The 26,761-nt window shown below is 63.6% G+C and carries 24 protein-coding genes; 9 read left to right on the forward strand and 15 right to left on the reverse strand.

Annotation, left to right across the window (positions count from 1 at the left end):
* Positions 1–296: 296 nt before the first annotated feature.
* Complete coding sequence (locus tag J7E82_RS18920; protein WP_214865462.1) at positions 297–1,229, reverse strand: LysR family transcriptional regulator; 933 nt, start codon at positions 1,227–1,229, stop codon at positions 297–299.
* Positions 1,230–1,346: 117 nt separating this feature from the next.
* Here J7E82_RS18920 and J7E82_RS18925 point away from each other — a divergent pair, with 117 nt between their 5' ends.
* Both J7E82_RS18925 and J7E82_RS18930 read left to right on the forward strand, forming a co-directional pair.
* Entirely contained in the window at positions 1,347–2,645 is a 1,299-nt protein-coding gene (locus J7E82_RS18925) for a glucarate dehydratase family protein (RefSeq protein ID WP_214865464.1), read from the forward strand.
* Complete coding sequence (locus tag J7E82_RS18930) at positions 2,642–3,658, forward strand: 2-hydroxyacid dehydrogenase (RefSeq protein ID WP_308113958.1); 1,017 nt, start codon at positions 2,642–2,644, stop codon at positions 3,656–3,658. The genes J7E82_RS18925 and J7E82_RS18930 overlap by 4 nt, the downstream gene beginning before the upstream one ends.
* Here J7E82_RS18930 and J7E82_RS18935 read toward each other — a convergent pair.
* From J7E82_RS18935 to J7E82_RS18960, 6 genes are read right to left on the reverse strand one after another with little or no spacing between them, the layout of a single operon-like run.
* Positions 3,655–4,377, reverse strand: coding sequence for a sulfite exporter TauE/SafE family protein (locus J7E82_RS18935; RefSeq protein ID WP_214865466.1), 723 nt, complete (start codon positions 4,375–4,377; stop codon positions 3,655–3,657). The two genes, J7E82_RS18930 and J7E82_RS18935, sit on opposite strands and share 4 nt — an antisense overlap.
* A complete protein-coding gene (locus tag J7E82_RS18940; RefSeq protein WP_214865468.1) occupies positions 4,374–5,399 on the reverse strand; it encodes an ABC transporter ATP-binding protein in 1,026 nt (341 codons plus the stop codon). The genes J7E82_RS18935 and J7E82_RS18940 overlap by 4 nt, the downstream gene beginning before the upstream one ends.
* Positions 5,392–6,537, reverse strand: coding sequence for an ABC transporter ATP-binding protein (locus tag J7E82_RS18945; protein WP_214865470.1), 1,146 nt, complete (start codon positions 6,535–6,537; stop codon positions 5,392–5,394). Before J7E82_RS18945 ends, J7E82_RS18940 begins: the two co-directional genes overlap by 8 nt.
* Positions 6,534–7,529 (reverse strand): ABC transporter permease, encoded by a 996-nt coding sequence (locus J7E82_RS18950; RefSeq protein ID WP_214865472.1) that lies wholly within the window; start codon positions 7,527–7,529, stop codon positions 6,534–6,536. Before J7E82_RS18950 ends, J7E82_RS18945 begins: the two co-directional genes overlap by 4 nt.
* A gap of 8 nt (positions 7,530–7,537) precedes the next feature.
* Positions 7,538–8,467: an ABC transporter permease gene (locus J7E82_RS18955; RefSeq protein WP_214865474.1), complete on the reverse strand. Its 930-nt coding sequence runs from the start codon at positions 8,465–8,467 to the stop codon at positions 7,538–7,540.
* Between the two features lie 28 nt (positions 8,468–8,495).
* On the reverse strand, positions 8,496–10,058 hold the full coding sequence (locus J7E82_RS18960) for an ABC transporter substrate-binding protein (protein WP_214865476.1): 1,563 nt from the start codon (positions 10,056–10,058) through the stop codon (positions 8,496–8,498).
* A gap of 300 nt (positions 10,059–10,358) precedes the next feature.
* Between J7E82_RS18960 and J7E82_RS18965 the strand changes: the two genes are divergently transcribed.
* From J7E82_RS18965 to J7E82_RS18990, 6 genes are all read left to right on the forward strand, one after another.
* A complete protein-coding gene (locus J7E82_RS18965) occupies positions 10,359–11,309 on the forward strand; it encodes a 2-hydroxyacid dehydrogenase (RefSeq protein WP_214865478.1) in 951 nt (316 codons plus the stop codon).
* On the forward strand, positions 11,306–11,698 hold the full coding sequence (locus tag J7E82_RS18970; RefSeq protein WP_214865481.1) for a universal stress protein: 393 nt from the start codon (positions 11,306–11,308) through the stop codon (positions 11,696–11,698). The genes J7E82_RS18965 and J7E82_RS18970 overlap by 4 nt, the downstream gene beginning before the upstream one ends.
* A gap of 130 nt (positions 11,699–11,828) precedes the next feature.
* On the forward strand, positions 11,829–12,743 hold the full coding sequence (gene kdgD, locus J7E82_RS18975) for a 5-dehydro-4-deoxyglucarate dehydratase (protein ID WP_214865483.1): 915 nt from the start codon (positions 11,829–11,831) through the stop codon (positions 12,741–12,743).
* 37 nt (positions 12,744–12,780) lie between these two features.
* Entirely contained in the window at positions 12,781–14,385 is a 1,605-nt protein-coding gene (locus J7E82_RS18980; RefSeq protein WP_214865485.1) for an aldehyde dehydrogenase (NADP(+)), read from the forward strand.
* Positions 14,382–15,710, forward strand: coding sequence for an enolase C-terminal domain-like protein (locus J7E82_RS18985; protein ID WP_214865487.1), 1,329 nt, complete (start codon positions 14,382–14,384; stop codon positions 15,708–15,710). The genes J7E82_RS18980 and J7E82_RS18985 overlap by 4 nt, the downstream gene beginning before the upstream one ends.
* A 93-nt stretch (positions 15,711–15,803) precedes the next feature.
* The gene (locus tag J7E82_RS18990; RefSeq protein WP_214865489.1) at positions 15,804–16,067 is read left to right on the forward strand and encodes a hypothetical protein; all 264 of its coding nucleotides are present in this window, start codon (positions 15,804–15,806) and stop codon (positions 16,065–16,067) included.
* Positions 16,068–16,903: 836 nt separating this feature from the next.
* On the opposite strand, the gene J7E82_RS18995 is transcribed toward J7E82_RS18990, so the two are convergent.
* A complete protein-coding gene (locus J7E82_RS18995) occupies positions 16,904–17,992 on the reverse strand; it encodes a HigA family addiction module antitoxin (RefSeq protein ID WP_214865491.1) in 1,089 nt (362 codons plus the stop codon).
* A gap of 13 nt (positions 17,993–18,005) precedes the next feature.
* Complete coding sequence (locus J7E82_RS19000; RefSeq protein ID WP_214865493.1) at positions 18,006–18,305, reverse strand: type II toxin-antitoxin system RelE/ParE family toxin; 300 nt, start codon at positions 18,303–18,305, stop codon at positions 18,006–18,008.
* Positions 18,306–18,890: 585 nt separating this feature from the next.
* On the opposite strand from J7E82_RS19000, the gene J7E82_RS19005 reads away from it, so the two are divergent.
* On the forward strand, positions 18,891–19,172 hold the full coding sequence (locus tag J7E82_RS19005; protein ID WP_015062092.1) for a DUF3892 domain-containing protein: 282 nt from the start codon (positions 18,891–18,893) through the stop codon (positions 19,170–19,172).
* Positions 19,173–19,401: 229 nt separating this feature from the next.
* Here the strand turns inward: J7E82_RS19005 and J7E82_RS19010 are convergent, their stop codons facing one another.
* From J7E82_RS19010 to J7E82_RS19035, 6 genes are read right to left on the reverse strand one after another with little or no spacing between them, the layout of a single operon-like run.
* Positions 19,402–19,824: a DUF4913 domain-containing protein gene (locus J7E82_RS19010; protein ID WP_214865495.1), complete on the reverse strand. Its 423-nt coding sequence runs from the start codon at positions 19,822–19,824 to the stop codon at positions 19,402–19,404.
* Positions 19,817–21,586, reverse strand: a complete 1,770-nt coding sequence (locus J7E82_RS19015; RefSeq protein WP_214865497.1) for a type IV secretory system conjugative DNA transfer family protein — start codon at positions 21,584–21,586, stop codon at positions 19,817–19,819. Before J7E82_RS19015 ends, J7E82_RS19010 begins: the two co-directional genes overlap by 8 nt.
* Complete coding sequence (locus J7E82_RS19020) at positions 21,586–23,205, reverse strand: ATP/GTP-binding protein (RefSeq protein WP_214865499.1); 1,620 nt, start codon at positions 23,203–23,205, stop codon at positions 21,586–21,588. Before J7E82_RS19020 ends, J7E82_RS19015 begins: the two co-directional genes overlap by 1 nt.
* Complete coding sequence (locus J7E82_RS19025) at positions 23,205–24,716, reverse strand: SCO6880 family protein (protein WP_214865554.1); 1,512 nt, start codon at positions 24,714–24,716, stop codon at positions 23,205–23,207. Before J7E82_RS19025 ends, J7E82_RS19020 begins: the two co-directional genes overlap by 1 nt.
* 1 nt (position 24,717) lies before the next feature.
* Positions 24,718–26,025 (reverse strand): hypothetical protein, encoded by a 1,308-nt coding sequence (locus tag J7E82_RS19030; protein WP_214865501.1) that lies wholly within the window; start codon positions 26,023–26,025, stop codon positions 24,718–24,720.
* A complete protein-coding gene (locus J7E82_RS19035) occupies positions 26,025–26,750 on the reverse strand; it encodes a hypothetical protein (protein WP_214865503.1) in 726 nt (241 codons plus the stop codon). The genes J7E82_RS19030 and J7E82_RS19035 overlap by 1 nt, the downstream gene beginning before the upstream one ends.
* Between the last annotated feature and the right edge of the window lie 11 nt (positions 26,751–26,761).

The following is a 26,761-nucleotide window of genomic DNA, read 5'->3' on the forward strand; positions in this document are numbered from 1 at the left end:
CCGGCCCCGTGAGGGGCATGTATCGCCGGACTGCCGGCGTTCGGTCAGAGGTTCAATGTTCAGCCCCCGGGAGACTCCTCTGGAGCACAAGCCAGATTCACCGGGGGTTCTGGCCGCTCGGGCGCCGACACCATCGAAAAGGGTGGCGTCTGCTACAAGAGATAAGTTCAAGTTCCTCAGCGGGGCCGTGCAGGAAGGCCGACGCTACAAGCCTCGCCTCCGGTGCAGATAAACGGCGGAACAAGGCAGCATTCGTCCCAGAGGTGCTTGGTCTTGGTCAGGGTTGGGGCCCGTGTTCAACCAGGCATGCTTTCCTGCCACACAGGCTCGATCAGCTGAAGGAGTTTCAGTACTGCAGGATTGGAAGTCTCCTCGTTCCACGCCAGATCCAGCTCCACGCGGTTCAATTCCCGCATGCCATGCCGCCCGTCAATTTCGTAGAATTCCACTCCTGGAGGCGCGAAAGCCATCGCGGAGGCAGGCACCAAGGCCACGCCGAGGCCCGCCTGGACAAACGCGAGAAGAGCCGGGACCTGGCTGGCATATTGGGTGATATTGGCGTGGGCTCCGGCGCTGGCGAACAGCCGCAGTACGAGGTCGTGGAAGTAGCGCGCTTCCTGGGTGGAATACATCAGCAAGGGCCTCCTGTCCAAGGATCCCAGCGGCAGCGGTTGGCCCGCAGGTACTCCTGTAGTGCCAAGCAGTGAGCTTCCCTCGGGCAGCGCCACCACCATCCGGTCCTTCATAAGTGGTCTGGATACCACGCCCGGCCGGCCCACGATGGGACGCAGCAGGCCAATGTCTACCGTCCCTTTGAGAAGCCCGTCCATTTGATCAGTTGAGACGAGTTCACGAAGGACAAAGGAGACTCCCGGCATCCCCTCCGCTGCCCGCCGCAACATCACAGGCAAGGCACTTTGCCCGGCAATAGCTGTATAACCGACAGTGATCACACCAGCCTGTCCGGAGGAAACCCGGCGCACATCAAGATCAGTCTTGATGCACATATCCAGGATTTGCCGGGCCCGCGGCAGCAACGTCGCCCCGGCGGCAGTAAGTTCCACCTTGCGGCTGGTCCGACTGAACAGTGAAGTATTCAGCTTCTTCTCAAGCATCTGTATCTGTCGGCTCAAAGGAGGCTGCGTCATGTTGAGGCGTTCCGCTGCGGCACCAAAGTGCAGTTCCTCGGCGACGGCCACAAATGCTTCTAGCTGCGGCAACGAAAACATCCATACCCTTACTGAATGGTTGAGTGCCCAAATTAGCTTGGACTTGAATAAATAGTTTCCCATAGGGTCGGTGATCGGGAGCACACTTAGCATCCCCGACCGTGAGGAGTACCTGCAGTGAACGCATACAATCCCTCTAACCACCTCAACCAAGCCAGGATCACGGCCGTCCTGATCACGCCCGTGGCTTTCAAGGATCCACCGCTTCTGAACACTGTGGGCATCCACGAGCCGTTCGCCTTGAGGGCCATTGTGGAGGTACAGACTGACGCGGGAGTTTCCGGTTTCGGTGAGACCTACGGGGATGCGCGCCATATTGGCCGGCTGCAGCTGGCGGCCGCCGCCCTGCCGGGGACGGACATCTTCAATATTAACCAGCTGAGAAAACGGATCGCGCAGTCATTGCAGCAGGATAATAGCCAGGGCGGCCACGGCATGAGCGGGATGGTCACCGGCTCAAGCACAGCAGACCGCGTCCTGTCAGCATTTGACGTTGCTGCCCTTGACGTTCAAGGCAAGCTCGTTGGCCGGCCGGTCAGCGACCTCCTTGGCGGGGCAGTCCGTGAGGCCGTGCAGTTCAGCGGTTATTTGTTCTACAAGTGGGCGGGCCACCCCGGTCAGGAGGACGACGTCTGGGGTGAAGCCCTGGATCCTGCGGGAATTGTTCGGCAGGCCCGGACCATGGTAGACCGCTACGGATGCGCCGCACTCAAGCTGAAAGCCGGCGTCTTTCCCCCGGAAGAGGAAATTGCAGCCATCCAGGCCCTGCGGAACGAGTTCCCCGACATGCCGCTGCGTATTGACCCCAATGCCGCCTGGACCGTGGAGACTTCCATCCGGGTGGGCAAGGAACTGAATGGCGTTCTGGAGTATCTCGAAGACCCGACTCCGGGCATTGAGGGCATGGCTGCTGTGCGTCGCGCGGTGGAGATGCCTCTGGCAACCAACATGTGCGTGGTGAGTTTCGCCGACGTCGCTCCTGCGCTGGCGACAGGAGCGGTGGATGTCATCCTCTCGGATCACCATTTCTGGGGCGGCCTGCGTCGAAGCCAGCTTCTGGCCGGCATCACCGAGACGTTCGGCCTGGGCCTTTCGATGCACTCAAATTCGCATCTGGGCATTAGCCTTGCCGCCATGGTCCACCTCGCGTCGGCCACCCCCAACCTCGACTACGCGTGCGACACCCACTGGCCCTGGAAGGACCCTGCCGAGGACGTCATCAAGGGCGGCGTGCTGGCGTTCAAGGACGGGGCCGTCCAGGTCCCCACCTCGCCCGGCCTCGGTGTCGAGATAGACCGCGATGCCCTGGAACGGCTGCACCGGCAGTACCTCGAGTGCGGCATTCGCAGCCGGGACGACACCGGCTACATGCAGCGCCTCCACCCCGGCTACGAGCTCCAGAGTCCCCGCTGGTGAGCGCGCACGGCCCTGCGGGTCCGGAAGCCCTGCGGATCGTCGTCACTGATCCCATCATCAGTAGGTTTGAGGACAGGTTGAAGTACGACGGCGGCGCGCACCACTGGGACATGGCGGCGGCCTGGTCCCCTGAACGGCGACGCCGCGCATTGGCGGGTGCCGACGTCGTCGTCTGCTCTTCCCTCACGGCCGCGGAAGCGGAGGCTGCCGGCAACCTTCGCCTCGTCCACGTGACCGGCGCCGGCTACGACAAGATCGCCCTCCCGCACCTGCCGCCCGCAGCCGCGGTGGCCAACACGTTCCACCACGCACGGCCCATCGCCGAACACGTCCTGATGCTCACCCTGATGCTGACCCGCAACGTCGCCAGGGCGGACCGGGAGGTACGCAGCGGGCAGTGGCGGACCATTGCCACAGCTCCGGACGTCCCCTTCCACCCCGTCCTCGCCGACCTCACCTTGGGGCTGGTAGGCCTCGGCTCCATCGGCGCGGAGGTGGCCCGGATGGCCGCCCTGATGGGAATGAAAGTCCGGGCCGTCCGGCGCAACCCGGCCGCAGCCCTTCCCGAGGGGTTACAGCTGGACTGGGTGGGCGGGAACCTAGAGCTGCACACGCTCCTGGCCGGTTCCGACGTTGTGGTGGTCACCGTGCCGCTGGACGAGGACACCACGGGAATGATCGGGGAAGCCGAGCTGGCTGCCATGAGAACCTCGGCCGTGCTGATCAATGTGGCACGCGGGCCAGTGGTGGACCAGGCCGCCCTGTATACGGCCTTGAAGGACCGGCAGATCGCGGGGGCGGGCATCGACGTCTGGTGGGGAGTACCTGCCGACGGCGTGATCCCCCCGGCGGAGCTGCCGTTCACCTCGTTGGAGAACACCGTGCTGACGCCCCACCACTCCGGCCACGCCCGGATCACCTTTGAGCGCCGTGCAGGCGACATCGCCGCCAACATCGAGCGCCTGGCCCGCGGCCTGGAGCTCAGCAACGTGGTCCGGCGGCCGGCTGCTTAGGCTGCCAGAAGCAACTGCAGAATCAGCAGGACGCTGCCCAGCGCGGAAGCGCCGAGGGCCAGCACCCTGAGTCGCCGCGGGTTGAGGAAGCGGTTGACGTAGCGCGAGGCAGCGTAGCCGGCAACAACGGCCGGAACCATCCACAGCGCCAGGACCAGCATGTGCGGGGTGACGGCACCGGCCAGCCACAACATTGTCATAGAGATAATTGAGCCCACCATAAAGAAGGCGCTCATGGTGCCCCGTAGGCGTGGCCCCTCATGCCCCTGCCAGACGAGTGCCATGGGCGGGCCGCCGATGGACGTTGCCGTTCCCATGATTCCGGAGGCGGCGCCCGCGGCGATCAAATTCACGCGCCGGGGCCGGGGCGCCCAGCCCCTGCCGGCCAGGACCAGGCCCGTGAGCACCACGGCCACCACCACCCAGGCCAGGCCTTCCTTTGAAGACACCGCCACCAGCCAGGCCCCCAGGACACTGCCGGGGAGCCTGCCTGCCAGCGCCCAGCCCGTCCCGCGCAGGTCCAGGCTCTGCCGCTCCGTCACGGTGACCATCACCGTGACCAGCAGGGCCAGGAGAATCAGCGTGGCAGGCAACAGTGCCGGGTCGATAATTGCGATCACCGGCGCTGCCAGCATTCCCATGCCGAAGCCGCTGGATGCCTGCAGGCAGGCGGCCAGGAAGATGATCCCTGCTATGACGGCATACTCTTCGCCGGTCACAAGGCGCTGGCAGCAGCGCCGGTCAGGCCCTTAAGGGAGTCAAGCGGGAAGTGGCATTCCGCGCTGTGCCGCCGGCCGTCAGGGGCGGTGATGACCTGAGGTTCCGGCGAGACTTTGGCACAGATGTCCTGTGCCTGCCAGCAGCGGGTGCGGAAGCGGCAGCCCGACGGCGGATCCAGCGGTGAGGGCAGCTCGCCCTTGAGGACGATCCGGTCGCGTTTCGCCCCGCTCACGTCCAGCTTGGGGGACGCCGACATCAGGGCGGCGGTGTAAGGGTGGCGGGGATGGTCGAAGACCTCCTCGGTTTGCCCCGTTTCGATGATCCTGCCCAGGTACATCACTGCCACCCGGTCCGCTACGTGCCGGACCACCGTCAGGTCGTGCGAGATGAAGATGTAGGAGACACCGAGTTCACGCTGCAGCTCGTTGAGCAGGTTCAGGACCTGCGCCTGGACCGAGAGATCCAGGGCGGATACGGGTTCGTCGAGGATGATGACGTCCGGGTTCAGGGCCAGGGCGCGGGCAATTCCGATCCTCTGGCGTTGGCCGCCGGAGAATTCCTGCGGCGATTTGCGGGCATCGGACGGGCGCAGGCCCACCATGTGCAGGAGCTCCCGGACCCGGGCGTCGCGTTCGCGGGACGTAGGGTACAGGCTCCGGTGCGTGGCCCAGGGCTCGGCGATGATGTCGCCGGCGCTCATCCGCGCATTCAGGGAGGCGAACGGGTCCTGGAAGACCATCTGCACCCGCCGCCGCCAGCCCAGAAGCTCCTTGCCGCGCAGCCCGAAGGGGTTGGTCCCCTCAAAGCTGACTGTTCCCTCATCCGGGGTTTCCAGCATCATCAGCGTGCGGGCCAGGGTGGACTTGCCGCACCCGGACTCGCCCACCAGCCCCAGGGTTTCGCCCCGGCCCACGGTCAGGCTGATCCCGTCCAGGGCTTTCAGTTTGGTGTTGCCGCTGGCGCTTTTGGCCACGTGGAATGTTTTGGTCAGACCCTCAATGGTCAATAGCGGCTCAGCCATTGCTAATCTCCTCGCTGAAGTGGCAGGCTGCGGCGCGGACTGGCCGTCCCTCCGCGCTAATGGGCGTAATCGCCCGGCTGTCCTGTGCCGGAGTAAGTCCGGCGCCGTCGGCAGCGCCCGCTCCAGAGACGGGCGGCGTCACGGGGCGGAGTGCCGGGCGCTCAGCCCGGCAGATGGCCTGCACCATGGGGCACCGCGACTGGTAAACGCAGCCGGGTGGGATGTCGTGGAGCTCCGGCGGGCTGCCGGGAATGGAGTTCAGCTCCGCGCCGCGTTCCAGGTGGACGGGTACGGATTCGAGCAGCCCCTTTGTATAGGGATGCCGGGGGTCGGCAAACACTTCGGCCACCGGTCCGCTCTCCACCACGTTGCCGGCGTACATCACAGCGACGGAATCAGCTTCCTCCGCCACCACCGCGAGGTCATGGGTGATGAGGATGACCGCCATCTGGCCCTCCTCGCGGAGCGTGCGCAGCAGCTGCATGATCTGTGCCTGGACGGTGACGTCCAGTGCAGTGGTGGGTTCATCAGCGATCAGCAGGCTCGGGTTGAGGGCCACGGCCATGGCGATGAGGATCCGCTGGCGCATGCCGCCGGAGAACTGGTGGGGGTAGGAGTTGACCCGGGACTCGGGCTCCGGAATGCCCACCCGCTTCATCAGGTCGATCGCCTCGAGCCGTGCCTGCTTGGCATTCAGCCCGCGGTGGATGCGGAAGGCCTCGCCGAGTTGCGTTCCGACTGTATATACAGGGTTCAACGCCGTGAGGGCATCCTGGAAGACGATGCCCAGTTCCGGCCCGGCGAACTTGAGCCGTTCCTTGGGGGTCAGTGCCGCAAGGTCGGTGCCGTTGAGGACGATTTGTCCGTCGGCGAGGTCGCAGACCGGGTCCATGATCCCGGCCAGGGCTTTGGCGGTCATGGATTTGCCGCAGCCCGATTCACCGAGCAACGCCAGTGTTTCGCCGGCCCGGGCCTCGAATGCCACGCTGTTAACGGCACGGATGGTGCCGCGGTGGGTGCGGATGTCCACGGCGAGATCTTGTACCTGCAGGACGACGTCGTGGGCTTTGGCCTGGGCGGCCGATGTTCCGGCGTGGGCTGCTGCTGTGGCGGGAGCTTGTTCGGCAGCTGTTTTCACGGCTTTGCCTCCTTGACTGGGATGCGGGCGATCAGCCGCTTACGGGGAAGTGCAAGGCGCCAACGCTGTGCCGGATCGGTGGCAATGCGCAGCCAGGCGGCAAGGACGTTGGCAGCGATAGTAGTGATCACAATGGCGACGCCCGGGAAGATGGACAGCCACCACGCGGTCTGCAGGTACTGGCGGCCCTGCGAAACCATCAGACCCCAGCTGACGTCCGGCGGCTGGATGCCAATGCCCAGGAAGCTCAAGGACGATTCGGCGAGCATCACGGCGCAGAACTCCAGGGTTGCCAGGGTCAGCAGCGTCGGCAGCACCACAGGGATGACATGCCGCACGATGATGGCATTGGGCTTCGCACCGAAGGTGCGGGCCGCGTCGACAAATGTCCTGCTTTGCAGCTCCGCCGATTCGGCCCGTGCGGTTCGCAGATAGATGGGAATACGCGTAAGGGCCAGAATCAGGACGATGTTCGCGGCGCTCGGGCTGAATATGTATAGGACCACGACGGCGAGCAGCAAGGACGGAAAACTCAGGATGACGTCTGCAATGCGCATGGAGACGTTCTCCCGCCATCCACGGTGATACCCGGCCCAGACGCCCCACAGGGAGCCGATCAGCAGGGCAATGGCCACAGCAGGCAGTGCCACAGACAGGGTCGTCCGGCTCGCTACGACCAGCCGGGCGAGCATGCTGCGGCCCAGGGAATCGCTGCCCAGGAAGTACTCCCAGCCATGCGCAAATGTGAACGGAGCCTTGTTGGCGAACAAAAGATTCTGTTTCGTGGCCAGTTCACCCATGAGGGGGGGGCCGATGAGGGCTGTCAGGCCCACGAAGATCAGGACCAAAGCAGACACGGTGGCAAAGGGGTCCTTGAGCAGGAGGCGGAACAAGCCCGGCTTTCCACCCTTGGTGTCCTCAGTGTTTTTGGTGGGCGGCTGCGCGGCGGCCGATGGCTGCGGTGCCGCACCATCTGTTAGTGAGCTCGTCATGGTTACTCCTAGGCCTTGACCGTCACGGGACGGACGCGTGCGTCCAGCAGCGCGTAGCCCATGTCAATGAGGATGTTCAGGGCAAAGATGGCGACGGCGGTGAGCAGCACCGCTGCCTGCAGGACGGCGAAGTCCCGCTGCAGGATGGAGTCGATCATGAGCTTGCCGATGCCCGGCCAACCGAAGATCGTTTCCACCACCACCGCGCCGTTCACCAGGCCCACGGTCAGGTCCCCTGCGACGGTAAGCGCCGGAGCGGCGGCGTTGCGCAGTGCGTGGTGGGTGACCACCCGCAGCTCGCCGGCACCGCGGCTCCGGGCCAGCTTGATGTATGGCTCGGAGAGCGCGGACACCATGGAGCCGCGGACGATCTGCACCAGAACGCCGAACGGCCGCAGGAGCAGGGTGGCGATGGGCAGCACCCAGGCGCTGGCTCCCGACACACCGGATGTCGGCAGCCAGCCCAGGGTGATGGCGAAAATCCAGATGCCCACGATGGCCAGCCAGAAGTCGGGGATGGAAGCGGCAGCCATGGAGATGAAACTTGAGATGCGGTCCGCGATGCCGTTCGGTTTCAATGCCGCCCAGCAGCCCACCACCAGGGCGAGCACCACGGCCAGCACCATGGTGGTGGCCGCAAGCTGCAGCGTTGCGGGGAAGGCCCGCAGTGCCATGGCGGCGGCGTCCTGCCCCGTGCGGAGCGATTGCCCGAAGTCCAGCCGCAGCACGCCGCCGAAGTAGTCCGCCATCTGGACCAGCAGGGGTTGGTCCAGGCCGTTGCGGGCCGTGAAATCATCCCGCATCTGCTGGGTTGCGTTCAGCGGCAGGTACAGGCTGGCCGGGTTTCCGGTCATCCTGGCCAGTGCGAACACCCCCACGATCACCACCACCAGCGGCAACGCGCTGGAAACGATGCGCTTTCTCAAGTAAATCAGCATGACTGTCCTTCTCTCCCCGAGGTCATTGCTAGCTCGCCGGAGTCATTTCCGAAACACGCAGCTCATCACCGCTGGACGAGTTGGGCGTGTAATTCACCGACTTGGCAACGCCGAGGATGCCCGTCTGGTGCGAGATGTGGGCAAACTGGACAATCTTGTCGTTCTGGTACGCAAAGATGTCCTCGAATGCCTTCTTGCGCTCATCGCCCGAAGCTGCGTCCGCCTTCTTGATCATGGCGTCAAACTCAGGGGTACTGAAGTAGCTCTGCGCTCCCGTGGACAGCATGTACTGGTCCACGGTGAACGCCGCGTCGCCGGCCTGGTTGCCGTGCTGAATCATCAGGGCGACATCTCCTTCATCCTCCGGGAACGGCCGGACCTGATAGGTCAACTGCTGGCTGGTTTCGAGCATCTTGAGCTTCACATTCAAACCGGCCTGGGTCAGCTGTTCCTGCAGCACCTGGGCCAGCTCGGTGATCTTCGGGAACTGGGCGTTGCGCACTACCAGGGAGATTTGCTTCGACGTATCTACACCGTCGGCCTTCGCTTCGGCCACCAGGGACTTGGCCTTGTCCAAGTCAAAGGGCCAGCCCTTCAACTCGGAGTTGTGCCCAACAATCCCTTCGGGAACCAGTTGCGCTGCCACCTGGTGCTTTCCCTGGTAGAGCGAGCTGACGATACCTTCCTTGTCGATGGCGAAGTTGACTGCCTGGCGGACCCGGATGTCATTGAAGGGTGCTTCGTTCGCGTCCATCCGCAGGGCCACGGTTTCGTTGTTCGGGTAGTCCACGCCGAGGTCCCCGATGTTGTCGTCCGGGCTCAGTCCCATGGCCACGTCCGCTTCGCCGCTGGTGACCATCGCGGCACGCACGGAGCTTTCGGAGCGCCACTGGTACTCGGCCTTGGCGTACGCCGGCTTGTCACCCCAGTAACCGTCCCAACTGGACAGGGTGATCTTCTGGCCGGCATCCCAGGTATCGATTTTGTACGGGCCGGTGCCGATGGGTTCCCGGACCTTTTCCGTGCTGCTCGTCGACGTCGGGACCACTTCAAGGAAGGAAAGCCGCAGCGGCAGGATGGGGTCCGGTTCGGGCGTGGTGACAGTAAGGGTGGTTGCGTTGACGGCCTTCACGGCGAGGTCAACATCACCGAAGACGTAGCCCTCCACGTTGCAGCCCAGCTTTGAGTTGACGGCCCGTTCGATCGTGAAGGCTGCTGCCTCGGCATTGAAGGGAGTGCCGTCCTGGAAGTTCACGCCTTCGCGCAGCTTGAGCGTCCATTCCGTGTCGCTGGTGGCCTTCCACTCCGTAGCGAGCTTGGGCTCCAGTTCACCGCTTTGCGGGTTGCGTTCGATCAGCGGCTCGGTCACGTTCGAACGGACCACAACACCGGTGGAGGTCAGGTTCGATTCACACGCCTCCAGCGTGGGTGGTTCCTGGCTAAGGACCACGCGGACCGTATCGGTGGCGGCGGCAGCACCGCCATCGTCCGTGTTGGCAACGGTGCACCCACTCAGGCCCAGCACCGCAACGGATGCCAGGGCTGGCCATTTGAGGACAGCGGCTGAGAAGGGCAGTTTTGAAGAATACATCTTTGGGTTCCTCCGAATTCGATGCTTGCGGCATCAGGTGCTCATGCACGGAACAACATTGAGTGCTTTTTGCGCCCCGCTGGACTCAAGCTAGACGACGTGTGAGTCGGGCCACAAGGATGTTGCGGCCCGTCAGCACGACGGGAAGCGGCCCGAAGGCCGCCCGAGCGGGTGTGAAGGCTGGCGCGTATCTCTGAAATCCGCGTATTTCCGCCGGATTTCCTAACCAATACACTTCGGGCATGGATCGATGCCATTTACGTGTTGGACCAGCATGGGTGTGAAACCTAGTGTGCAGATATGAAGAACAACGCTGTCCTCCAGGTAGGGCCTCTTATGCCGATAGTCCAAGACTCGATTCTGAGCGACTACGGGGCAGTAAGGCTGCCTGATTCCGTCCGCGAGCGGGAGAACTTCCTGCGGCTTAACGGGGAGTCCTTTGAAATTGCCGTGACCTCGGGGAAGGTGGGAGTGGGCCCGGAGCTGATGCGCGCTCTTCCCAATCTTCGGGCAGTAATTAACTTCGGGGTTGGTTATGACACTACAGATATGGCCCAGGCAGCCGATCGGGGTATTGCTGTCAGCAACACCCCCGATGTCCTCAATGACTGCGTGGCCGATACCGCTATCGCCTTGTACCTGGACGTGCTGCGTAGGATCAGCGCTTCGGACCGCTTCGTGCGCCGCGGCGACTGGCTCAGCAAGGGCAACTTTCCCCTGGCCACCAAGGCCAGCGGCAAACGGGTTGGAATCCTCGGTCTAGGCAGGATCGGCCGGGTGATCGCCCGAAGGCTGGAAGGATTCGACTGTGACATCAGCTACCACAGCCGTAACCCTGTGGAAGGGGTCAGCTACCGTTACGAGGCATCCCCGCGTGAACTTGCGGCGGACTGCGACGTGCTCATTGTTGCGGCGGCGGGTGGCCCCGACTCGGCCAAGCTCGTAGATGTAGAGGTCCTCAATGCATTAGGCCCGGAAGGCTACCTGATCAATATTGCCCGTGGCTCGGTAGTGGACGAGGAGGCCCTGGTGGCGGCTCTCCTGGCAGGACGGCTGGCAGGCGCCGGTTTAGACGTCTTCGCGGATGAGCCGAAGGTTCCGGAAGACCTTCTGGCCTTGGACAACGTGGTCCTCCTTCCGCACTTGGGCAGCGGAACTCATGAAACACGGACGGCTATGGCCGAATTGACCCTCGCCAACCTGCGGTCCTTCATCACCACCGGCTCAATGCTGACAGCGGTGCAGCTGTGAGCGTCGCAGTGGGATACGTTTCCAGCCAGGAAGGCCGGGCCGCCCTTAGCGCTGCCATCCGGGAAGCAGCGCTGCGAAAGACAGATTTGCAGATAATGGGTCCCCTCGCGAGTGAGGGGGCTGCAGAGGCAGAATCGGATATCCGTGCTGCCATCACCGCGGCGGGAGCTGCAGGAGTACCCGCCTCGCTTCGTCCCAATGATGGCACGGACGCAGCGGACCTGATGATCGATGCCTCCTACGAGGAGGAAGTTGAACTGATCGTCATTGGAGTGCGGCGGCGGTCTCCGGTTGGAAAGCTTTTCCTCGGCAGCACCGCCCAACGTGTCATCCTCGAAGCCGGATGTCCGGTCACCGCAGTAAAGGCCGACCTCCTCCCCCGCCCCTGAACAATGCTTCACCTGTTCCTGGAGTCATAAACACAGGGCAGCCAGGCTTTCGGACAGGAATAACACTGCCCGCCCGATCTAAAGACAACCAACATCACGCCGACAGCGGCATTACCCAGAGGACATAACCGTGGCAAAGTATTCACCCCAGGAACTGGCGGACACTCTGAAGGAAGGCCTGCTGTCCTTCCCTGTGACCTCGTTCGACGCAGAGCTGCAGTTCGATGAGGAGAATTACCGGAAGCACCTGGCTTGGCAGGCGAGCTTCCCGGTGGCGGGCCTGTTTGCTGCCGGCGGCACCGGTGAGGGCTTTTCCCTTTCGGCGGTGGAGTCCGAGCGCGTGGTCCGCACCGCTGTGGAGGAAGTGGGCGGCCAGGTTCCTGTCCTCGCCTCTGCCGGCGGTTCCACGGTCCAGGCCATCGAGAACGCCAAGGCTGCTGAGGCTGCTGGCGCCGAAGGCATCCTCCTGCTGCCCCCGTACCTGACCGAAGCTGACCAGGCCGGCCTGACCGAGCACGTCAGCGCTGTCTGCAACGCAACGTCCCTGGGCGTTATCATCTACAACCGGGCCAACGCCATCTACAAGGACACCACGGTGGCCACCTTGGCGGACCGCCACGAAAACCTCATCGGCTTCAAGGACGGCGTGGGCGACCTCGAGCACGACGCCCGTGTCTACGCCAAGCTCGGGGACCGGCTCTTCTACTTGGGCGGCCTGCCCACCGCGGAGACCTTCGCGTTGCCGCTGCTGCAGCTGGGCATGAGCACCTACTCCAGCGCCATGTATAACTTCGTCCCCCAGTTCGCCCTGGACTTCTACCAGGACGTGTGCAACAACGACCGCGTGGCTGTGAACAAGAAGCTCAACGACTTCGTGATCCCGTACCTGGACATCCGCGACCGGGTAAAGGGCTACGCTGTCTCCATCGTCAAGGGCGGCCTGGACGCCATCGGCCGCTCCGCCGGGCCGGTCCGTCCCCCGCTGCAGAACCTCGCCGGGCAGGACCTTGCCGACCTCAAAGCCCTGATCGCCCGCGTTTCCTGACCGTTTCCTGATCCACCGTTTCCCAGGAGGAACCATCGTGACCCTCACCGGACACTCCCTGATCGCCGGACAAACCGTCGTTGGCGAAGGAAAAACAGCCTTCGGCTTCAACCCCGCCACCAACGAGCAGCTCGACCCCGCCTACTCGCTGATCAGTGACGGGCAGCTCAAACAGGCCACCGCCGCCGCCAAGGAAGCTTATTCCTCCTTCAGCACCCTGGACCCCGAAACCCACGCAGGTTTCCTTGAGGCCATCGCGGACAACATCGAGGCCATCGGTGACGAACTGATCATCCGCGCCAGCCAGGAAACCGGCCTTCCGGCGGCCCGGCTCCAGGGCGAACGGGCCCGGACCACCGGCCAGCTGCGTCTCTTCGCAACGGTTGTCCGTCAGGGCGACTTCCGCGGCGTGCGCATCGACCCCGCCATCCCGGACCGCGCTCCCCTTCCCCGGGCGGACATCCGGCAGCGCCAGATCCCGCTCGGCCCCGTCGCTGTGTTCGGTGCCAGCAACTTCCCGTTTGCCTTCTCGACGGCGGGCGGGGACACCGCGTCAGCCCTCGCCGCCGGCTGCCCGGTGGTCTTCAAAGCACACAATGCCCACCCCGGGACCGGCGAACTTGTCGGCCAGGCAGTGGCCAAGGCCGTCAAGGACTTCGGCCTGCACCCCGGCGTGTTCTCCCTGGTCTACGGGCCCGGTGCCAGCATCGGCCAGGCCCTGGTTGCCGACCCCAGCATCAAGGCGGTCGGTTTCACTGGTTCCCAGGCCGCAGGGATCGCCCTGATGAAGACCGCGGCAGCCAGGCGCGAACCCATCCCGGTCTACGCCGAGATGTCCTCGCTGAACCCGGTCTTCGTGTTCGAAGGCGCCCTCAAGGGCGACATCGACACTCTCGCCCAGCAGTACGTAACCGCTGTCACCGGCAGCTCCGGCCAGCTATGTACCTCGCCCGGCCTGCTCTTCGCCCCCGCAGGCGAACTCGGCGACAAACTCGCCGCCGCCGTCGGCCGCGCTGTTTCCGCAAGCGCCGGGCAGACCATGCTCACCGAAGGCATCGCCAAGTCCTGGACCAGGGGAGCGGAAAACCTGGGCAATGCCGACGGCGTCCAGGTCATCGGCCAAGGCACTCCGGGCTCCACCGAGAACGCCCCCGCCCCCACCATCTTTGGTACCGGCGTTACGGAATTCACCAGCAACCACGTCCTGCACGAGGAAATTTTCGGTGCCGCGTCACTGATGATCCGCTACTCCTCCGTGGAGGACCTGCTCCAGGCCGCCGCCCGGATCGAAGGCCAGCTGACCGCTTCGCTGCAGCTCACCGAAGAGGACTACCCGACGGCGGCACGCCTCCTTCCTGTCCTTGAGCAGAAGGTGGGCCGCATTATCGTGAACGGCTGGCCCACGGGCGTTGAAGTAGGCCACGCCATGGTCCACGGCGGGCCCTTCCCCGCCACTTCCGACTCCCGCACCACTTCTGTCGGAACCCTCGCGATCAACCGTTTCCTGCGCCCCGTCGCCTACCAGAACCTCCCCCAGGAACTGCTTCCGGAGGCGCTGCAGGATGCCAACCCCTGGCACCTCAACCGACGGATCGACGGCGAAGTAGTAGCTGCTGCAGAGAAGGCCGAGGTCAGCGCATGAGCAACCAGCCCATTATTTCCCGCGTAGAAGTAGTTCCGGTTGCCGGTCATGACAGCATGCTGATGAACCTCAGCGGTGCGCACGGGCCCTTCTTCACCCGCAACATCGTCATCATTACCGACTCCGACGGCCGCACCGGCCTGGGCGAAGTTCCCGGCGGCGAGAAGATCCGCACCACCATCGAAGAAGCCGGCGCGCTGATCAACGGCAAGCCCGTGGCCCGCTATCGCTCGCTCCTGCGTGAGGTTGCTGCCGAGTTTGCCGACCGCGACGCCGGCGGCCGTGGCCTGCAGACCTTCGACCTGCGCACCACCGTCCACGCCGTCACCGCCGTCGAATCAGCCCTGCTGGACCTGCACGGCAAGTTCCTCGGTGTCCCCGTGGCCGAACTGCTCGGCGACGGGCAGCAGCGCACCTCCGTGCCCATGCTGGGCTACCTCTTCTTCATCGGCGACCACGCCCGCACCGACCTGCCCTACCTCGTGGAGGACGCGCCGGCTGACCGCTGGGAAAAGCTTCGCCGCCAGGAGGCAATGACGCCGGACGCCGTCGTCGCACTGGCCGAAGCTGCCCAGGAACGCTACGGCTTCAGGGATTTCAAGCTCAAGGGCGGCGTGCTGTCCGGCGACGACGAGGTGGACGTTGTCACGGCGCTGGCCAAGCGCTTCCCCGACGCCAGGGTGACACTGGACCCCAACGGCGGCTGGGTCCTGGACGAGGCCATCCGCCTGGGCAAGCGGATGCAGGGCGTCGTGGCGTACGCCGAGGACCCCTGCGGCGCGGAAGGGCGCTTCTCCGGCCGCGAGGTCATGGCGGAATTCCGCCGCGCCACCGGCCTGAAGACGGCCACCAACATGATCGCCACCGATTGGCGGGAAATGTCGCACGCCATCCGCAGCAACGCCGTGGACATCCCGCTGGCCGATCCGCACTTCTGGACCATGCACGGCTCGGTCCGGGTGGCGCAGATGTGCCACGAGTTCGGACTCACCTGGGGATCGCACTCGAACAACCACTTCGACATCTCGCTAGCCATGTTCACACACACGGGTGCTGCGGCGCCCGGAGAGATCACCGCCCTTGACACGCACTGGATCTGGCAGGACGGCCAAGGCCTCACCAAGGAGCCGCTGCAGATCAAGGACGGCGCCATCGAGGTTCCGGACGCCCCCGGCCTCGGTATCGAACTGGACCCCGAAGCCCTGGACAAGGCCCACCAACTGTACCTGCAGCACGGCCTCGACGCCCGTGACGACAGCATCGGCATGCAGTACTACATCGACGGCTGGTCCTTCGACCCCAAACAACCCTGCCTCGTCCGCTAAACAGACAGGCAATCACTCAACTTCCGCACGGTCGGCCCTCCTCTCGCAACAGGAGACGGCCGTGCGGAATTCCAACATTCAAAGATAGAGCTCGTGCTGCACCACGTGTTTCGGGACCTAGCCGCCATGATCACCCAGACGTATGCGATCAAGAAAAGACCTACGTGGAATTCATGCTCCGCGAAATGGGATACCCCGGGCGTCCCCGTTCCCACCAAAGCCGGAGGACTTGCCCGACTCAACGCAGCGATCAGCAAAGCCGGTGAGGAAGTCGCCTTCGGAAGAACAAGCGCCAGCAACGCCGCACAAAACGTCATAACCGAGGCAGGATCAATCCTGTCCCGAGAAGTCACCTAGGAACACACCACAACAGAGGAAACCATGGCTAACCAATAGCTTGAGCCGACTCTAAGGCAGGAGTCCGAAAACCCACATCGGACTCCGGCCTGGATGGTTTCACCACCCCTTGGGCAGAGCCACCAAATGGGGGCGGACCGAGCAACAATCAAGCCGGGACTTACCGTGGCCGCGGACAGCTGCGATGTAAAAGGAACCCCTTGTCCGCCCGTCTTTGAGAGAGATTCGTAATGCTTCAATTCACAACGCAGACACATCCAACATTCCGCGTTGACGTTGTCGTCAACGATCCCCAAGATCTGAATCGGCTCTTGAACCAAGCAGTACAGCGCACAATCCCAACAGCGTTAGAACGCGGTCAGGGAATTCTCGTTACCCAGATTTTCCCCAACAAATACACGGTTGAAGTTGATGGAGCGGTCCCCTGCGGGGTGACGTACGAAAAACGAGCCTGCCCCTAAGGCCACTTGGTGGTTTGGAGAATCAGAAACTCGGGTTCCCTCCTGATGCGTCCACCAGGACCGCCCCTCAACCATGGCAACATCCTCATGCTCGAAGGCCTCTGCGGGAATCTTGGCGCGGGGCCACTAACAAGACTGGGCGCTTGAAGGATCCCGATCGCACATCTAGTCGAGGTCCTGCTCCAAGCTCGGTTGTCAATTCGGGCACACCCCAACCTGACGTCAGGCAGCAAGGAGAAGAGCGTCAGGTTAGGGTCCTGAAGTAAGTTCCTGCATGGGTCCCCTCCGCAGTCTTAGATCCAAATCTGACAACAGCCACAAATAGAAACTTGTTGAAGTGTCAGTTTCAGAGGTGCTCTTAATGTCACCTGGGAGTCAGCAGGAGTGACTCCAGCGCTCTAAGTGAGAGCTTACGGTTGGCGCCCCTTTTGCCAATGCAGTCCGGTAATCGAGAGCCTTATCGCGTTGCAGTCTCCCAAGTACAACCACTGAATGCACTCCTATTCGCTGTGCAGTCGACTCAATCCACCCCCTACGAACGGCCGTCGGCGGGACTGGGAGGCCCCCCGGTATCTGCCATTCACCTGCCTTTTCGTCGGCAGCTAGCTCGGCCGGCTCAGTCGAAGAGTCTTCATCAATCACGAGACGCTCGGGCGTCACATGTCCCAGGAGGACATGCGCCACTTCGTGGAGAAGCGTGAATAGAACTACATCTAGTCGCTTACCTCTTCCCGACAATGCAATTACTGGCTTCTCAGCGTTTTCGTCCAAAAGGAAGGACGCGCCGTTCAGCTTGCTCCCAGGGAACGCTTCGACATAGACAAGACGCACTCCTACAGCAGCAAATTCAGCAGGGAGCTTCGAAAAGTTTTCCGGATTTGCGACCAAGCGCGAGAGGCGCTCCGCTAGTTCCGTGAGCCCCACTGGGTCGTAGCTACTAACCTGAAGATCCTGCGCACGCTTGCGGGCGCACGCGAGCCATGCTTTTTGGGTTGGTGTTGGTTCTTCATCCTGATTGGAGCGTCGGGCTGCGGCCAGAAACCGCGGTGTGTCTTCAATGTGTTCGATTTGGAACAGCTTGATCAGCTCGTCTTTTTGCTCTGTCAATGACTGGCCGGTCAGGATTCCTCTTTTGAGAAGTAGCGATACTGGAGCCAATTCGTTCATCCTGGCCCGCAGCTTGACCTCGTCTAAGTCCTTGCGGGTTGCCTCATTCCGGGACTGGCTCCAGAGGAGATACGAATTCTGCAGGTTCAGCCAGTACTCCGGACCAGTACCAAGAGCTGCGCCGATCTGAGCTGCAGATTCACGAGTTATTTCCTTTTTCCCGGCGATTATTTCCGAAACGAACTGCGCCGGGCGCCCAAGGATCTGTGCAAAGTCGCTTTGGGACCAATGACGTGCTTCAAGCTCCTCGGTTAGAAAATCCCCGGGAGGGAAAGCTTCAGCGAGCTCGGGGGCCATGGAAATCAGTCCTTCAGTGGTAGTCAACGGCTTCAATGACGATGGCTATGCGCCCGCCATCCTGAGTTTGGAACCGCAGAATAAGCCTGTATTGGGTATCGATCCGGATCGACCACGTCCCAGCACGGTTACCTCTTAGCTTCTCAAGGTGGAGGGACTTCAGCGCTCTCAGATCCTGATCTGTGACCGCCGCGTGCAGCTGCTGGATTCGTCGTCGGTATGCCCGGGTGACGTTTGGAGCCCAACGTGATGTGCGATGGTCTGGCTCGTAGGCGAGTTTCCGGAGATCCTCATCCTCGTAGTCCACCTGCATTCTGTAAGCCGTCCTTCACCCCTGATGTGAACAACACGCTACAGGAAATGCTCAACTTCGTATGAAAACTATACCGCAGAACTCGCAACTTGTCTTCACCCTTGCACCGAAAGACCGAGACGATTAGAGTGGAAGCGTCGGCAGGTCCGATACAAAAAAGGGCGGACCCGTTCCAGCGGGCCCGCCCAGCAACTCGAGGTCAGGACCGCAAGTTCCATGGTTAGTGGTACTAGCGATTCTAACGGAGCCACAGGCGCCCGCGAATGGGCGCCCTCCCCCTCGGATAAGTGTTCTGAGGAGGACACCATGGCACGATCAGTTAGCCGCAGCGCGCGAACCGGACGTTTTGTAACCAAAGCGACTGCCGCCAGATCTCCACGGACGACAATCACTGAACGGGTTGGTGCCGGGACCGGAAATAGCCGAAGTGTTAATCGTTCGGCATCAACGGGACGGTTCGTCACTGATGCGACAGTTCGGCGTAACCCCGGCGGGACCATAACCCAGCAGGTCTGATCTCCCTCAGCAAGGAGATCAGGGTAACGCGGGAACACGTAGAGGCAGTCAAATAACTAGGAGTAATCCATGGCGGTAAGAATTACCCACGTGCGGGTTGAAGGATTCCCAGAGGATCATCAACACATTACGAGCTACAAGTGGGTCAATGAAGCAGATAACGGCAGCGGAACCAGCACGAAGCCGGCAATGGTCGAATTTATCGATGTAAAGAAGGGCCGGGCGTACGTAGGATCTGGCTCCTCAAGAGTGGAGGTCGGCGTAGTTCGGCCCCAATCTGCAGCTCCGTATCTTCGGACCTACGCTGATCAGCAATGGACTAACAACCTTCTGTCGTTGCCCAGATTCTAAGGTTCATTGCCAGCGCCAAGACCCCTGGGAAACTCCTTGGGGGTCTTGGCGTTGGAGTGACACTGAGTTCGCTGTCCACAGCCGGGGACAATCCTGATGGGTTATCCACCGCTACTGCTGCTGAGGGAGCTTTCCCGATGGCTCCCGATTCCAGCCGTGGATAACCCGGATTGACCCCAACTATGGACAGCCCGCGTGGTCACCGTGAGCGGTGGCTGAAAAACCCGGTTTAGAACAGCCCCGAGGGCGGTTCCTCACAGGGCAGGGGTACGAGTTTGGAGCGGTGGCCGTCGTCCGGGCTGCAGCCCCTGAACGGCCCATCAGTTGAGAGCAGGACCGACATGTGGTGGTCTGCGTGGTCGCGCCACCAGACGCTCATTCCTGTGGTGCCGTCCAGGCGCAGGAACTCCCATGCCCGCCAGAGCGCTTCTAGGCGGCTGATCGCTTCTGCGTGCTTCCACCACTGGGGGCACCAGGTCACCCCGCCCTGGACGTTGAGCTGCCGGCGGTAGCTGGTGGCCAGCTTGCCGCTGACGAATTCAGCCACGTTCGGATAGAACAGCTCAGGGGCGTCCGGTTCCTCCTCGGCCGGTTCCATGGGGGCAGTGGTGTCATCGAGCTCGTCGTCCCACTCCCCCAGGCCCTCACTCATTGGAGGCACCCGCAGCGATCCACCGGTTCCCGGCCGCGGCCGCCGGCTTGTTCGCCGGGTCGTGTGCGGCGATGGAGGCCCGTACCGCATCAGCCTGCGGACCGCTCATCCAGGGCACCGTTTCCAGCAGCGCGGCTGGGGCGCCGGAGGCGAACATGACGGCCCGGCCGCGAGGGAACGCGGCCAGGTCCGAAACGTCCAGGGTGCGTTCTTTGCGGTCGTCGTCGTGGCTGTAGGAGGTGCCTTGTTTGGAGCGGCTTCTGGTCATGTTGGAGTACCGGTATTCGCCCACGAGCTGAGCGAGTTCGTTCAGGAACTCGGCCTCGGCGACACCGCCGCCGTAGACCTTGATGTTGGAGGCGGACCAGAGCTTGCGCATGCCCTCGCGGCCCCACACTTCGACGCCCTGGGACCAGGACTGGAGGATAGTCATCAGGACGATGCCCCGGGAGCCGTAGTGGCTGTAGAGGTTTGGCAGCTCGCGCCAGCGGCAGACGTTGGCTGCTTCGTCCAGAACACCGACCATGGGCGTGGCCAGTCGGCCGCCGGGTGAATGGACGGCGAGTTCTTCGGCGGCCTCGACCGTGGCCACGGTCAGCGCCGTCACCAGCGGGCCGGCGGTGCCTTTGCCTTCCTTGGACAGGCTGTACAGGGTGCCTTTGGAGCGGACGAATTCAGCCGGGTCGAACTGGGGCCTGTCGTCCTTCTTCCCTTGGGGCGTTACCCAGCGTGCGACTTGGCGGTTGGTGAGGCAGGAGGCCATTTGCAGGGCTGTGCCGTACACGCCGCCGCGTTGCTTCTCGGGGGCGTTGATCACGCCTCCGACAGCGTTGGAGGTCTGGGTGAAGCCGTGGGCTTTGAGGATGTCCACTGCTTCATCGTCCGCGGGCCGGGTCAGCCAGGTGTGCACCTGGGTGATCGGGCGGTCGTCTAGGGCTGCGGCGAGCAGGAGCCCGGCGAGGAGATCCTGGCCGGCGGGGTCGAAGTAGGCGTCCGTTTTGGCGTCCGGGCCGCGGGAACCGGCGGCGAAGTGGTCGGCCAGGCGTGCTGCCTTCACCTCGTCGGTGACGTAGGACAGGGGGTTCCACCACCACGTGGGTTCCTCGAGGGCGACGGACTGCGGGTCGAACACCCACACGGGTCCTTCGGCGGCGCGGACGTCGCGGGTTCCGTCCACGATGTCCCGCTTGTTCGAGGTCACCAGCGCGGCGCCGGGGGCGGCGAGGATCGCCGGGATCGCCCGGGAGGTGGTCTTGCCCGTTCTGGGTCCCCAGATGTCGATGTGCATGTCTTCCCAGGAGCCGTAGACCATCTGCCCGCCGAGGACGGTCTTGCCGACCGGGACGCCAGGTGAGCCCTTTACTCCGAGGCGTTCGGCGGTGGCCGTGGCACCGCGCAGGCTCAGGGCTCGCAGGTCGCGGCCTTTGGCCATGTGCTGGGCCGCGGCGTCCACACGGGAACGCTTGGACCGCCGGCGCAGCACCCCACGGACCACCAGAACGGCCACAAGGACGATGAGGACGCCGAAGCCGGCCAGTACCCAGGTGGCGGCCGCCGGCCACGTGACCTTCTGCGAGATCAGGCCGAAGACCAATTCAAACGGGTTCGCCGGCAGCTCCTGGCCATCCTTGGACAGGATCGAGCCTAGGTGCACGGCGCCGGCCACCGAGCCGACACCGAGCACCACGACGGTGATGAAGACCCACAGCAGGATGGTTTCGCCATCCATCGCCGAACGCTTGCCGCTGCTTGGTGCACCCATCAGTTGTCCCCTTCGCCGGTCCGGCTGATCGTCCAGCGCTTGTTTGTATCGTGGAGCGATTTTTCGACGCTGGTTAGCTTGAGTGCGACCGGGATACCGGGGCGGCCGCCGACTTTGAAGAGGAACTTGCCCAGGCCCGGGCGGACCCGTTTGCGGGAGCCGCCGACGTCGGTCCATGACCCAGGGTCAGCCCAGGAGATGAGGCGGGCTTGTTCGGCCCGGGAGAGGGGGACGGCTTTGTTGAGTTTTTCCATTTCGGCTCCGGGGAGCGCGCCGCAGACGACCATGCCGGAGCGTTCGACGAAACCGCGCGCTTTCATCCGCTCGGACTCCGTCGGCAGGGCTTCGAGGTCGCTCATGGTGTGCGTGATCATGGCCTGCCCGACGCCCTCCGTGCGGTTGAGCCGGGTGAGTGAGTCGACCCGGTCGACCATGCCTTCACCGGAGCGAAGGGCCCGCCAGAGTTCGTCCATGACGACGAAGTAGTTCCGGCGGGGCTCCAGGCCGGCGTCGGCCAGGGTGTGGGCGACCTGGACGGTGGCGAACCCGGTTGACCAGCAGGCCAGCAGGCAGGCCGCTTGAATGTCGCGCTGGGTGTCGGAGATTCCGGAGAGGTCGAAGACCACGGGTTTGGTCAGGTCCATTGGCTGATCGGTGGGCTGGGAGAACATGTCGGAGAACCGGCCCGAGCCGTTCAGGGAGTACAGCGACTGGCGGAGCTGGTCGGTCGCGTCGAGGTAGCGGCTCATGTCGCCGCGGTCCAGGGCGATGGCCCGAAGTTCGTCGGGGGCGTCTTTGATGACCTCGATCAGGTCCCCGATCAGGGGGACACGGTCCAGGCGCTCGTCCAGGATGTGCAGGGCCCGGTCGATCAGGGATTCCTCGTGGGCGCTGGGCTTGGCGTTCCGCACGATGGTGATCAGCGCCGTGATCATGTTCAGGCGCCGGTTGTGCGAGTCGGCCATCAGCTGTTCGGCCAGCTTCTCCGCCTTCACAGCGGCAGCCAGCAGCGGCGCGGCCGCGGCCTGGTCGCCCTCTGGATTGTTCAGGGTCCGGTTCGCTTGTGCCCGGTGTTCCTCGGCTGAGGCGAGCAACCTCACGGCGGCTCCTGTGGCTTCACCGGGGTCCAGGACGTTCAAGTGGCCGCGCCCGGGTCCCAGACTGATGACCTGCCCGCCGAGGGCTTCGATCAGGTCAACGTAGTCCGGCTTCAGGTCACCGAGGATCAAAGGGTTGATGCTCCGGCCTGCCAGGCCCAGGACGATGTGCCTGACCAGGGTGGACTTGCCATAGTGCGGCAGGCCGAGGACGAACATGGAGGGATTGTTGATCATGCCGTGCATGAACCAGCTGATGGGATCGGCCCCGAAGGGCGCTCCGGTGTCGGTGTGCACGCCGATCGGGACTCCCAGGATCGGGGTGCCGGACCCGCCCACGAATGGCCAGAGACCGCAGACCTGGACGGAGGTTCCGCGCCATTCGTCGGCTGCCGTGACGTAGACGGCTTCGCCCTGTCCGCGGCCGCGCCAGCCCCGCAGGCCCGGGCGGCGGGCGACCGCGGCTGCGAGCTTCGTGGCTGGGGCCGGTGTGCGCTGGTGCTTGGTCTTGCTGCCGAACATCACATGGCCTCGCGGATCTCTTCGGGAACCTTCAAGTGCTTGGGCAGGACCAGCCCCAGTGGCAGGGACGCGGCAAAGGCAGAATCCTGTGAGCCGTACGCGCGCCGCAACAGCAGACGTGCCGACGGGCCGAGGTTGCCCTCCACCACGGCCACGGCGTCCTCAAGGTCACGGGCGGACAGCACCGTGGCCGTGACCACCATGCCGAAGTTGACCAGCCCGGCCCCCTTGGCTTCCTCGGCTGCGGTGGCCTGCGCAGCACGCGCATCGACCAGGGCGCGGGCGGTGGGCCGGTTGGTCGAGGAGGCCCGGGTCAGGGCGCTGGTCTGGTCCGACTCCACGATGGCGGCCGCGCGGCCGGCTTCGATCGGACGGTACAGCAAGGTGACGCGCTTGCGGTCAATCTCCCCGTGCGGTGCGACGAGGCGGCCCAGTGCTGATGCCAGGATGTGTCCGCGCGGGGCGCCCGTCATTGTCCATGACACCGAGTGCCCGGAGTCGTGGCGGTAGCCGTCCCAGTTGGATTGGTGGGCGGACGGTCCGACATCGCCCCAGTCCAGGTCAACGGGTGTGCCCTGGTAGTGGGCTTCGTCGATGAGCCGGGCCGCTGCAGGGTCGTAAGCGACCCGAACAACCTCACACAGTTCCTGGGCGTTCAACGGGGAGCAGGCCCCGGCGCCCGTGGATTCGAGACGCTCGGTCAGGCTGGGAAGCCGTGAGGCGAGATCCCTTGCGATCTCTTCCGCGGTGCGTCGCTTGCCGCCGGCCCGGGCAGCGGCGCTGAACGTCAGCGCGACCCAGGCGCGGATCGTGGCCGATCCCTGCGGGTAGGTGTTCAAGGCCTCGCGGAGCATGGCCTTGGCAATGTCAGGGGCGTCGTCGTGGATGTTCGATTCAACTTCCCGGCGCAGCCGTGCCCCGGAATCGGGTGCGGTTTCGACCGTGACGGATGCAGCCACGACGGCAGGTTCATTCGACAACGAGGCCAGCCAGCCGCCCCAGTTAGCCACCCAGGCATCAATCTGTTCAGGATCGACCAGGGACGCACCGTCGGGCTGGGTGCCGAAGACAACGGTGTAATGCGCGGTGGCGGGAAGGTGAATCAGCGCGAAGGGGCGGCCATAGGAGTCGGTGAATTCGTAAAGCTTGGAACCGGCAGAGATCCCAGGCAGTTGGAACTCGCCCCAAGGCGTCAGCCCCAACGGACCGGAGCGGTAGATGTTGGCCTTCTTGCGTCGCGCGGAGCGGAACGCCAGCCGGGCGAAGACCCGCTCCCCTACAGACTTGTTGTGCTTGTCGGTCACCGAGACGACGGCCAGCGCCACGCCAAGAATGAACAGAGCAATGAGCCCGGCGAACCAGCCGCCGACAAAGAGACAGATCACCGTGATGATGAGGCCAACAAACAAACCGGCTGTTGCCAGCCCACCAAGGGTGCCGATGCCCGCCTTACGCGGACGCCGCCAGTTGCCGTAGGTCGGCTCCCTGTATGTGTTCTCGATAGCGGCCATCTCAGGCACCCCCCGTAGATTCTTCACTCATGTCTTTGATGGCGCCCGAAGCGGCCTGGCCTGCTTCGACGCCCTTCTGTGCTGCCAGTACGGCGACACCGCCCGCGCCCGCGGCTATAGCGCCGCCGCTGGCGGACGCTCCGCTGGCCGCAGCCCCACTGCCTGCACCGGAGGATGCTGCCGGGCCAGTTCCTGGTTGCGCACCCGTGGCTCCCGAACCCCGGCTGCCGTTCGTTCCTGCTGTTCCCTGGCTTCCAGTTCCCGAAGGGCCCTCCGATCCGGGGTTCTGGCTTGATGTGCTGTTGGTCGTCGTGGAGCTGGTGGATGGGCCGCCGCCTCGTCCGGCGCTGCCCATGCTGATAGCACCGGAAGCCAGTGTGCCGACCGTCCCTGCTGCCAGAGCGCCACCACCACCAGCGACAGCACCAACCATCGGGGTGACGAACCGCATGAGGGCCGGCATGGCGAACAAGGCAATAATCATCAGAGCCAGCCCTGTGACCGTTGACAGGAGCGCGGACCCGAAGTCCTTACCGTCACCAACGTTCCCGAAGATCTTGCTGCCACTCAGTTGGAAGGCCGTTGCGTAGACGATGGCGGCCGCAGGCTTGTAGAGAATAAAGGCGATCAGCCACGCCGTGCACTTCTGGAACCAACCCTTGCCGGCCTCGGTGTTAGTGAAAGCTGCAGCCGTAGGGAAGATCCCCGTAAGGATGACGAGCAGCCCACCACGGATGATCATGAGCACGATCTGCATTACGGAGGCCAGAATCGCGATCAGCCCCAAAAGGATGATCATGATCGACCCGATCGGGCTGGTGGCCGAAAGCGCCAACAGGGCCGTGATGTTCTCGTTGAACGAGGTCCCGTTCGTGGAATTAGTGATGATCCAGGCAGAAAACTGATCCGCCGCGACCGTCAGTAACCCCACTGCCGCCACACCGGTGCCGGAGACGACGATCAGGGTCGCCAAAGAACGCACCAGATCCCGCAAAGGCGCACCCCTGCGCTCAATCGTCATCTTGGCTGCCCCCACGAGCACGGACAGCACAGCCAGGGAAGCCGTCCAGAAGTAGAGACTGCCCTGCAGAAACAACACCGGGTCACTCGCAGTGGAGCCTCCCGGGGCCGCGGTCAGAGCGGGAGTTCCCACGTTCACCCAAAAAGTCCCGAGCGTTTGTACTGTTTGTCCAACGGCATCGGCAATAGCTTTCGCCATGTTCTTGACGGCATCATTGGCGACATCTTCGATGGCCGCCCCTGCCTGGCAAAAGGGATTTATTGCATTCAACCCAGAGCAGTCAGCCATTAGACACCGGACCACTCAACGTAACCACTGAGGTCACTCAGCTGTCGCGCCCCTGTGTCCCCTGTGGCCGGTACAACGAACTTCCAGTCGCCCTCGTACCACTGGAGCGGAACCGGGATGGAGACAAAGGTTCCGTTTGCACCCTTGAATGCAAGATCAATAACGGCTCGGTCAGCCTCGTAAGAACGGAATGTGAAGCCAGTCAATTGGGCGGTCACGGAGTTTGGGGCGGCTGTTGGGGATGACTTCAGCACCGCATCTCGCTCCGGGCTTGGTACAGCTAACTGCTGATAAACGAGGTTCGCTTTTCCAGCTGAGGACAACGCAGTCATGTTTGCCGCTGCATACAACGCACCGGTCGGCGAGTGTGCGAAACAGGAGCGGAGGCCGTTGGTGTCGGTCTTGCCGGGGCCGAACTGCGTGGGTGATGTTGGTGCGGCGATTTTGCCGACCAATTCCCATTTGGTGTCGGTGGGCGTGGTGGCAGGTTTGGCCTGGTCGCCGGAGGGCAGGCCGCATACGCTTGCGGCGGCAGTTGCGCTGGGTTGTGCGCTGGCCGTAGTGGATCCGGAATTGCTTGGTTCGGCTGTCGGGGTGCCTCCCCCTTTGGGGAGCAAGGCCAGGATGATCCCGAGCGCAACAATGATCGCCACGACAACGGCCGAGATGATGAACTTAGGTTTGGTCAGTGGATTCTGGTCTTCGTTCACTGTCAGTTCAGTCATGGCTCGGCTCC

It is taken from the genome of Arthrobacter sp. ISL-30, from assembly GCF_018613855.1.
Classification (GTDB): domain Bacteria; phylum Actinomycetota; class Actinomycetes; order Actinomycetales; family Micrococcaceae; genus Arthrobacter.

Bases quoted from the DNA above. Each gene is read 5' to 3' on its own strand.
- J7E82_RS19035 (WP_214865503.1), bottom strand. From the start codon at position 26,750: ATGACTGAACTGACAGTGAACGAAGACCAGAATCCACTGACCAAACCT.
- J7E82_RS19015 (WP_214865497.1), bottom strand. From the start codon at position 21,586: ATGGGTGCACCAAGCAGCGGCAAGCGTTCGGCGATGGATGGCGAAACC.
- J7E82_RS18940 (WP_214865468.1), bottom strand. From the start codon at position 5,399: ATGGCTGAGCCGCTATTGACCATTGAGGGTCTGACCAAAACATTCCAC.
- J7E82_RS18955 (WP_214865474.1), bottom strand. From the start codon at position 8,467: ATGCTGATTTACTTGAGAAAGCGCATCGTTTCCAGCGCGTTGCCGCTG.
- J7E82_RS18920 (WP_214865462.1), bottom strand. From the start codon at position 1,229: ATGTTTTCGTTGCCGCAGCTAGAAGCATTTGTGGCCGTCGCCGAGGAA.
- J7E82_RS19020 (WP_214865499.1), bottom strand. From the start codon at position 23,205: ATGTTCGGCAGCAAGACCAAGCACCAGCGCACACCGGCCCCAGCCACG.
- J7E82_RS19000 (WP_214865493.1), bottom strand. From the start codon at position 18,305: ATGCAGGTGGACTACGAGGATGAGGATCTCCGGAAACTCGCCTACGAG.
- J7E82_RS18985 (WP_214865487.1), top strand. From the start codon at position 14,382: ATGAGCAACCAGCCCATTATTTCCCGCGTAGAAGTAGTTCCGGTTGCC.
- J7E82_RS18960 (WP_214865476.1), bottom strand. From the start codon at position 10,058: ATGTATTCTTCAAAACTGCCCTTCTCAGCCGCTGTCCTCAAATGGCCA.
- J7E82_RS18950 (WP_214865472.1), bottom strand. From the start codon at position 7,529: ATGACGAGCTCACTAACAGATGGTGCGGCACCGCAGCCATCGGCCGCC.
- J7E82_RS18965 (WP_214865478.1), top strand. From the start codon at position 10,359: ATGAAGAACAACGCTGTCCTCCAGGTAGGGCCTCTTATGCCGATAGTC.
- J7E82_RS19005 (WP_015062092.1), top strand. From the start codon at position 18,891: ATGGCGGTAAGAATTACCCACGTGCGGGTTGAAGGATTCCCAGAGGAT.
- J7E82_RS18995 (WP_214865491.1), bottom strand. From the start codon at position 17,992: ATGGCCCCCGAGCTCGCTGAAGCTTTCCCTCCCGGGGATTTTCTAACC.
- J7E82_RS19010 (WP_214865495.1), bottom strand. From the start codon at position 19,824: ATGAGTGAGGGCCTGGGGGAGTGGGACGACGAGCTCGATGACACCACT.
- J7E82_RS19030 (WP_214865501.1), bottom strand. From the start codon at position 26,025: ATGGCTGACTGCTCTGGGTTGAATGCAATAAATCCCTTTTGCCAGGCA.
- J7E82_RS19025 (WP_214865554.1), bottom strand. From the start codon at position 24,716: ATGGCCGCTATCGAGAACACATACAGGGAGCCGACCTACGGCAACTGG.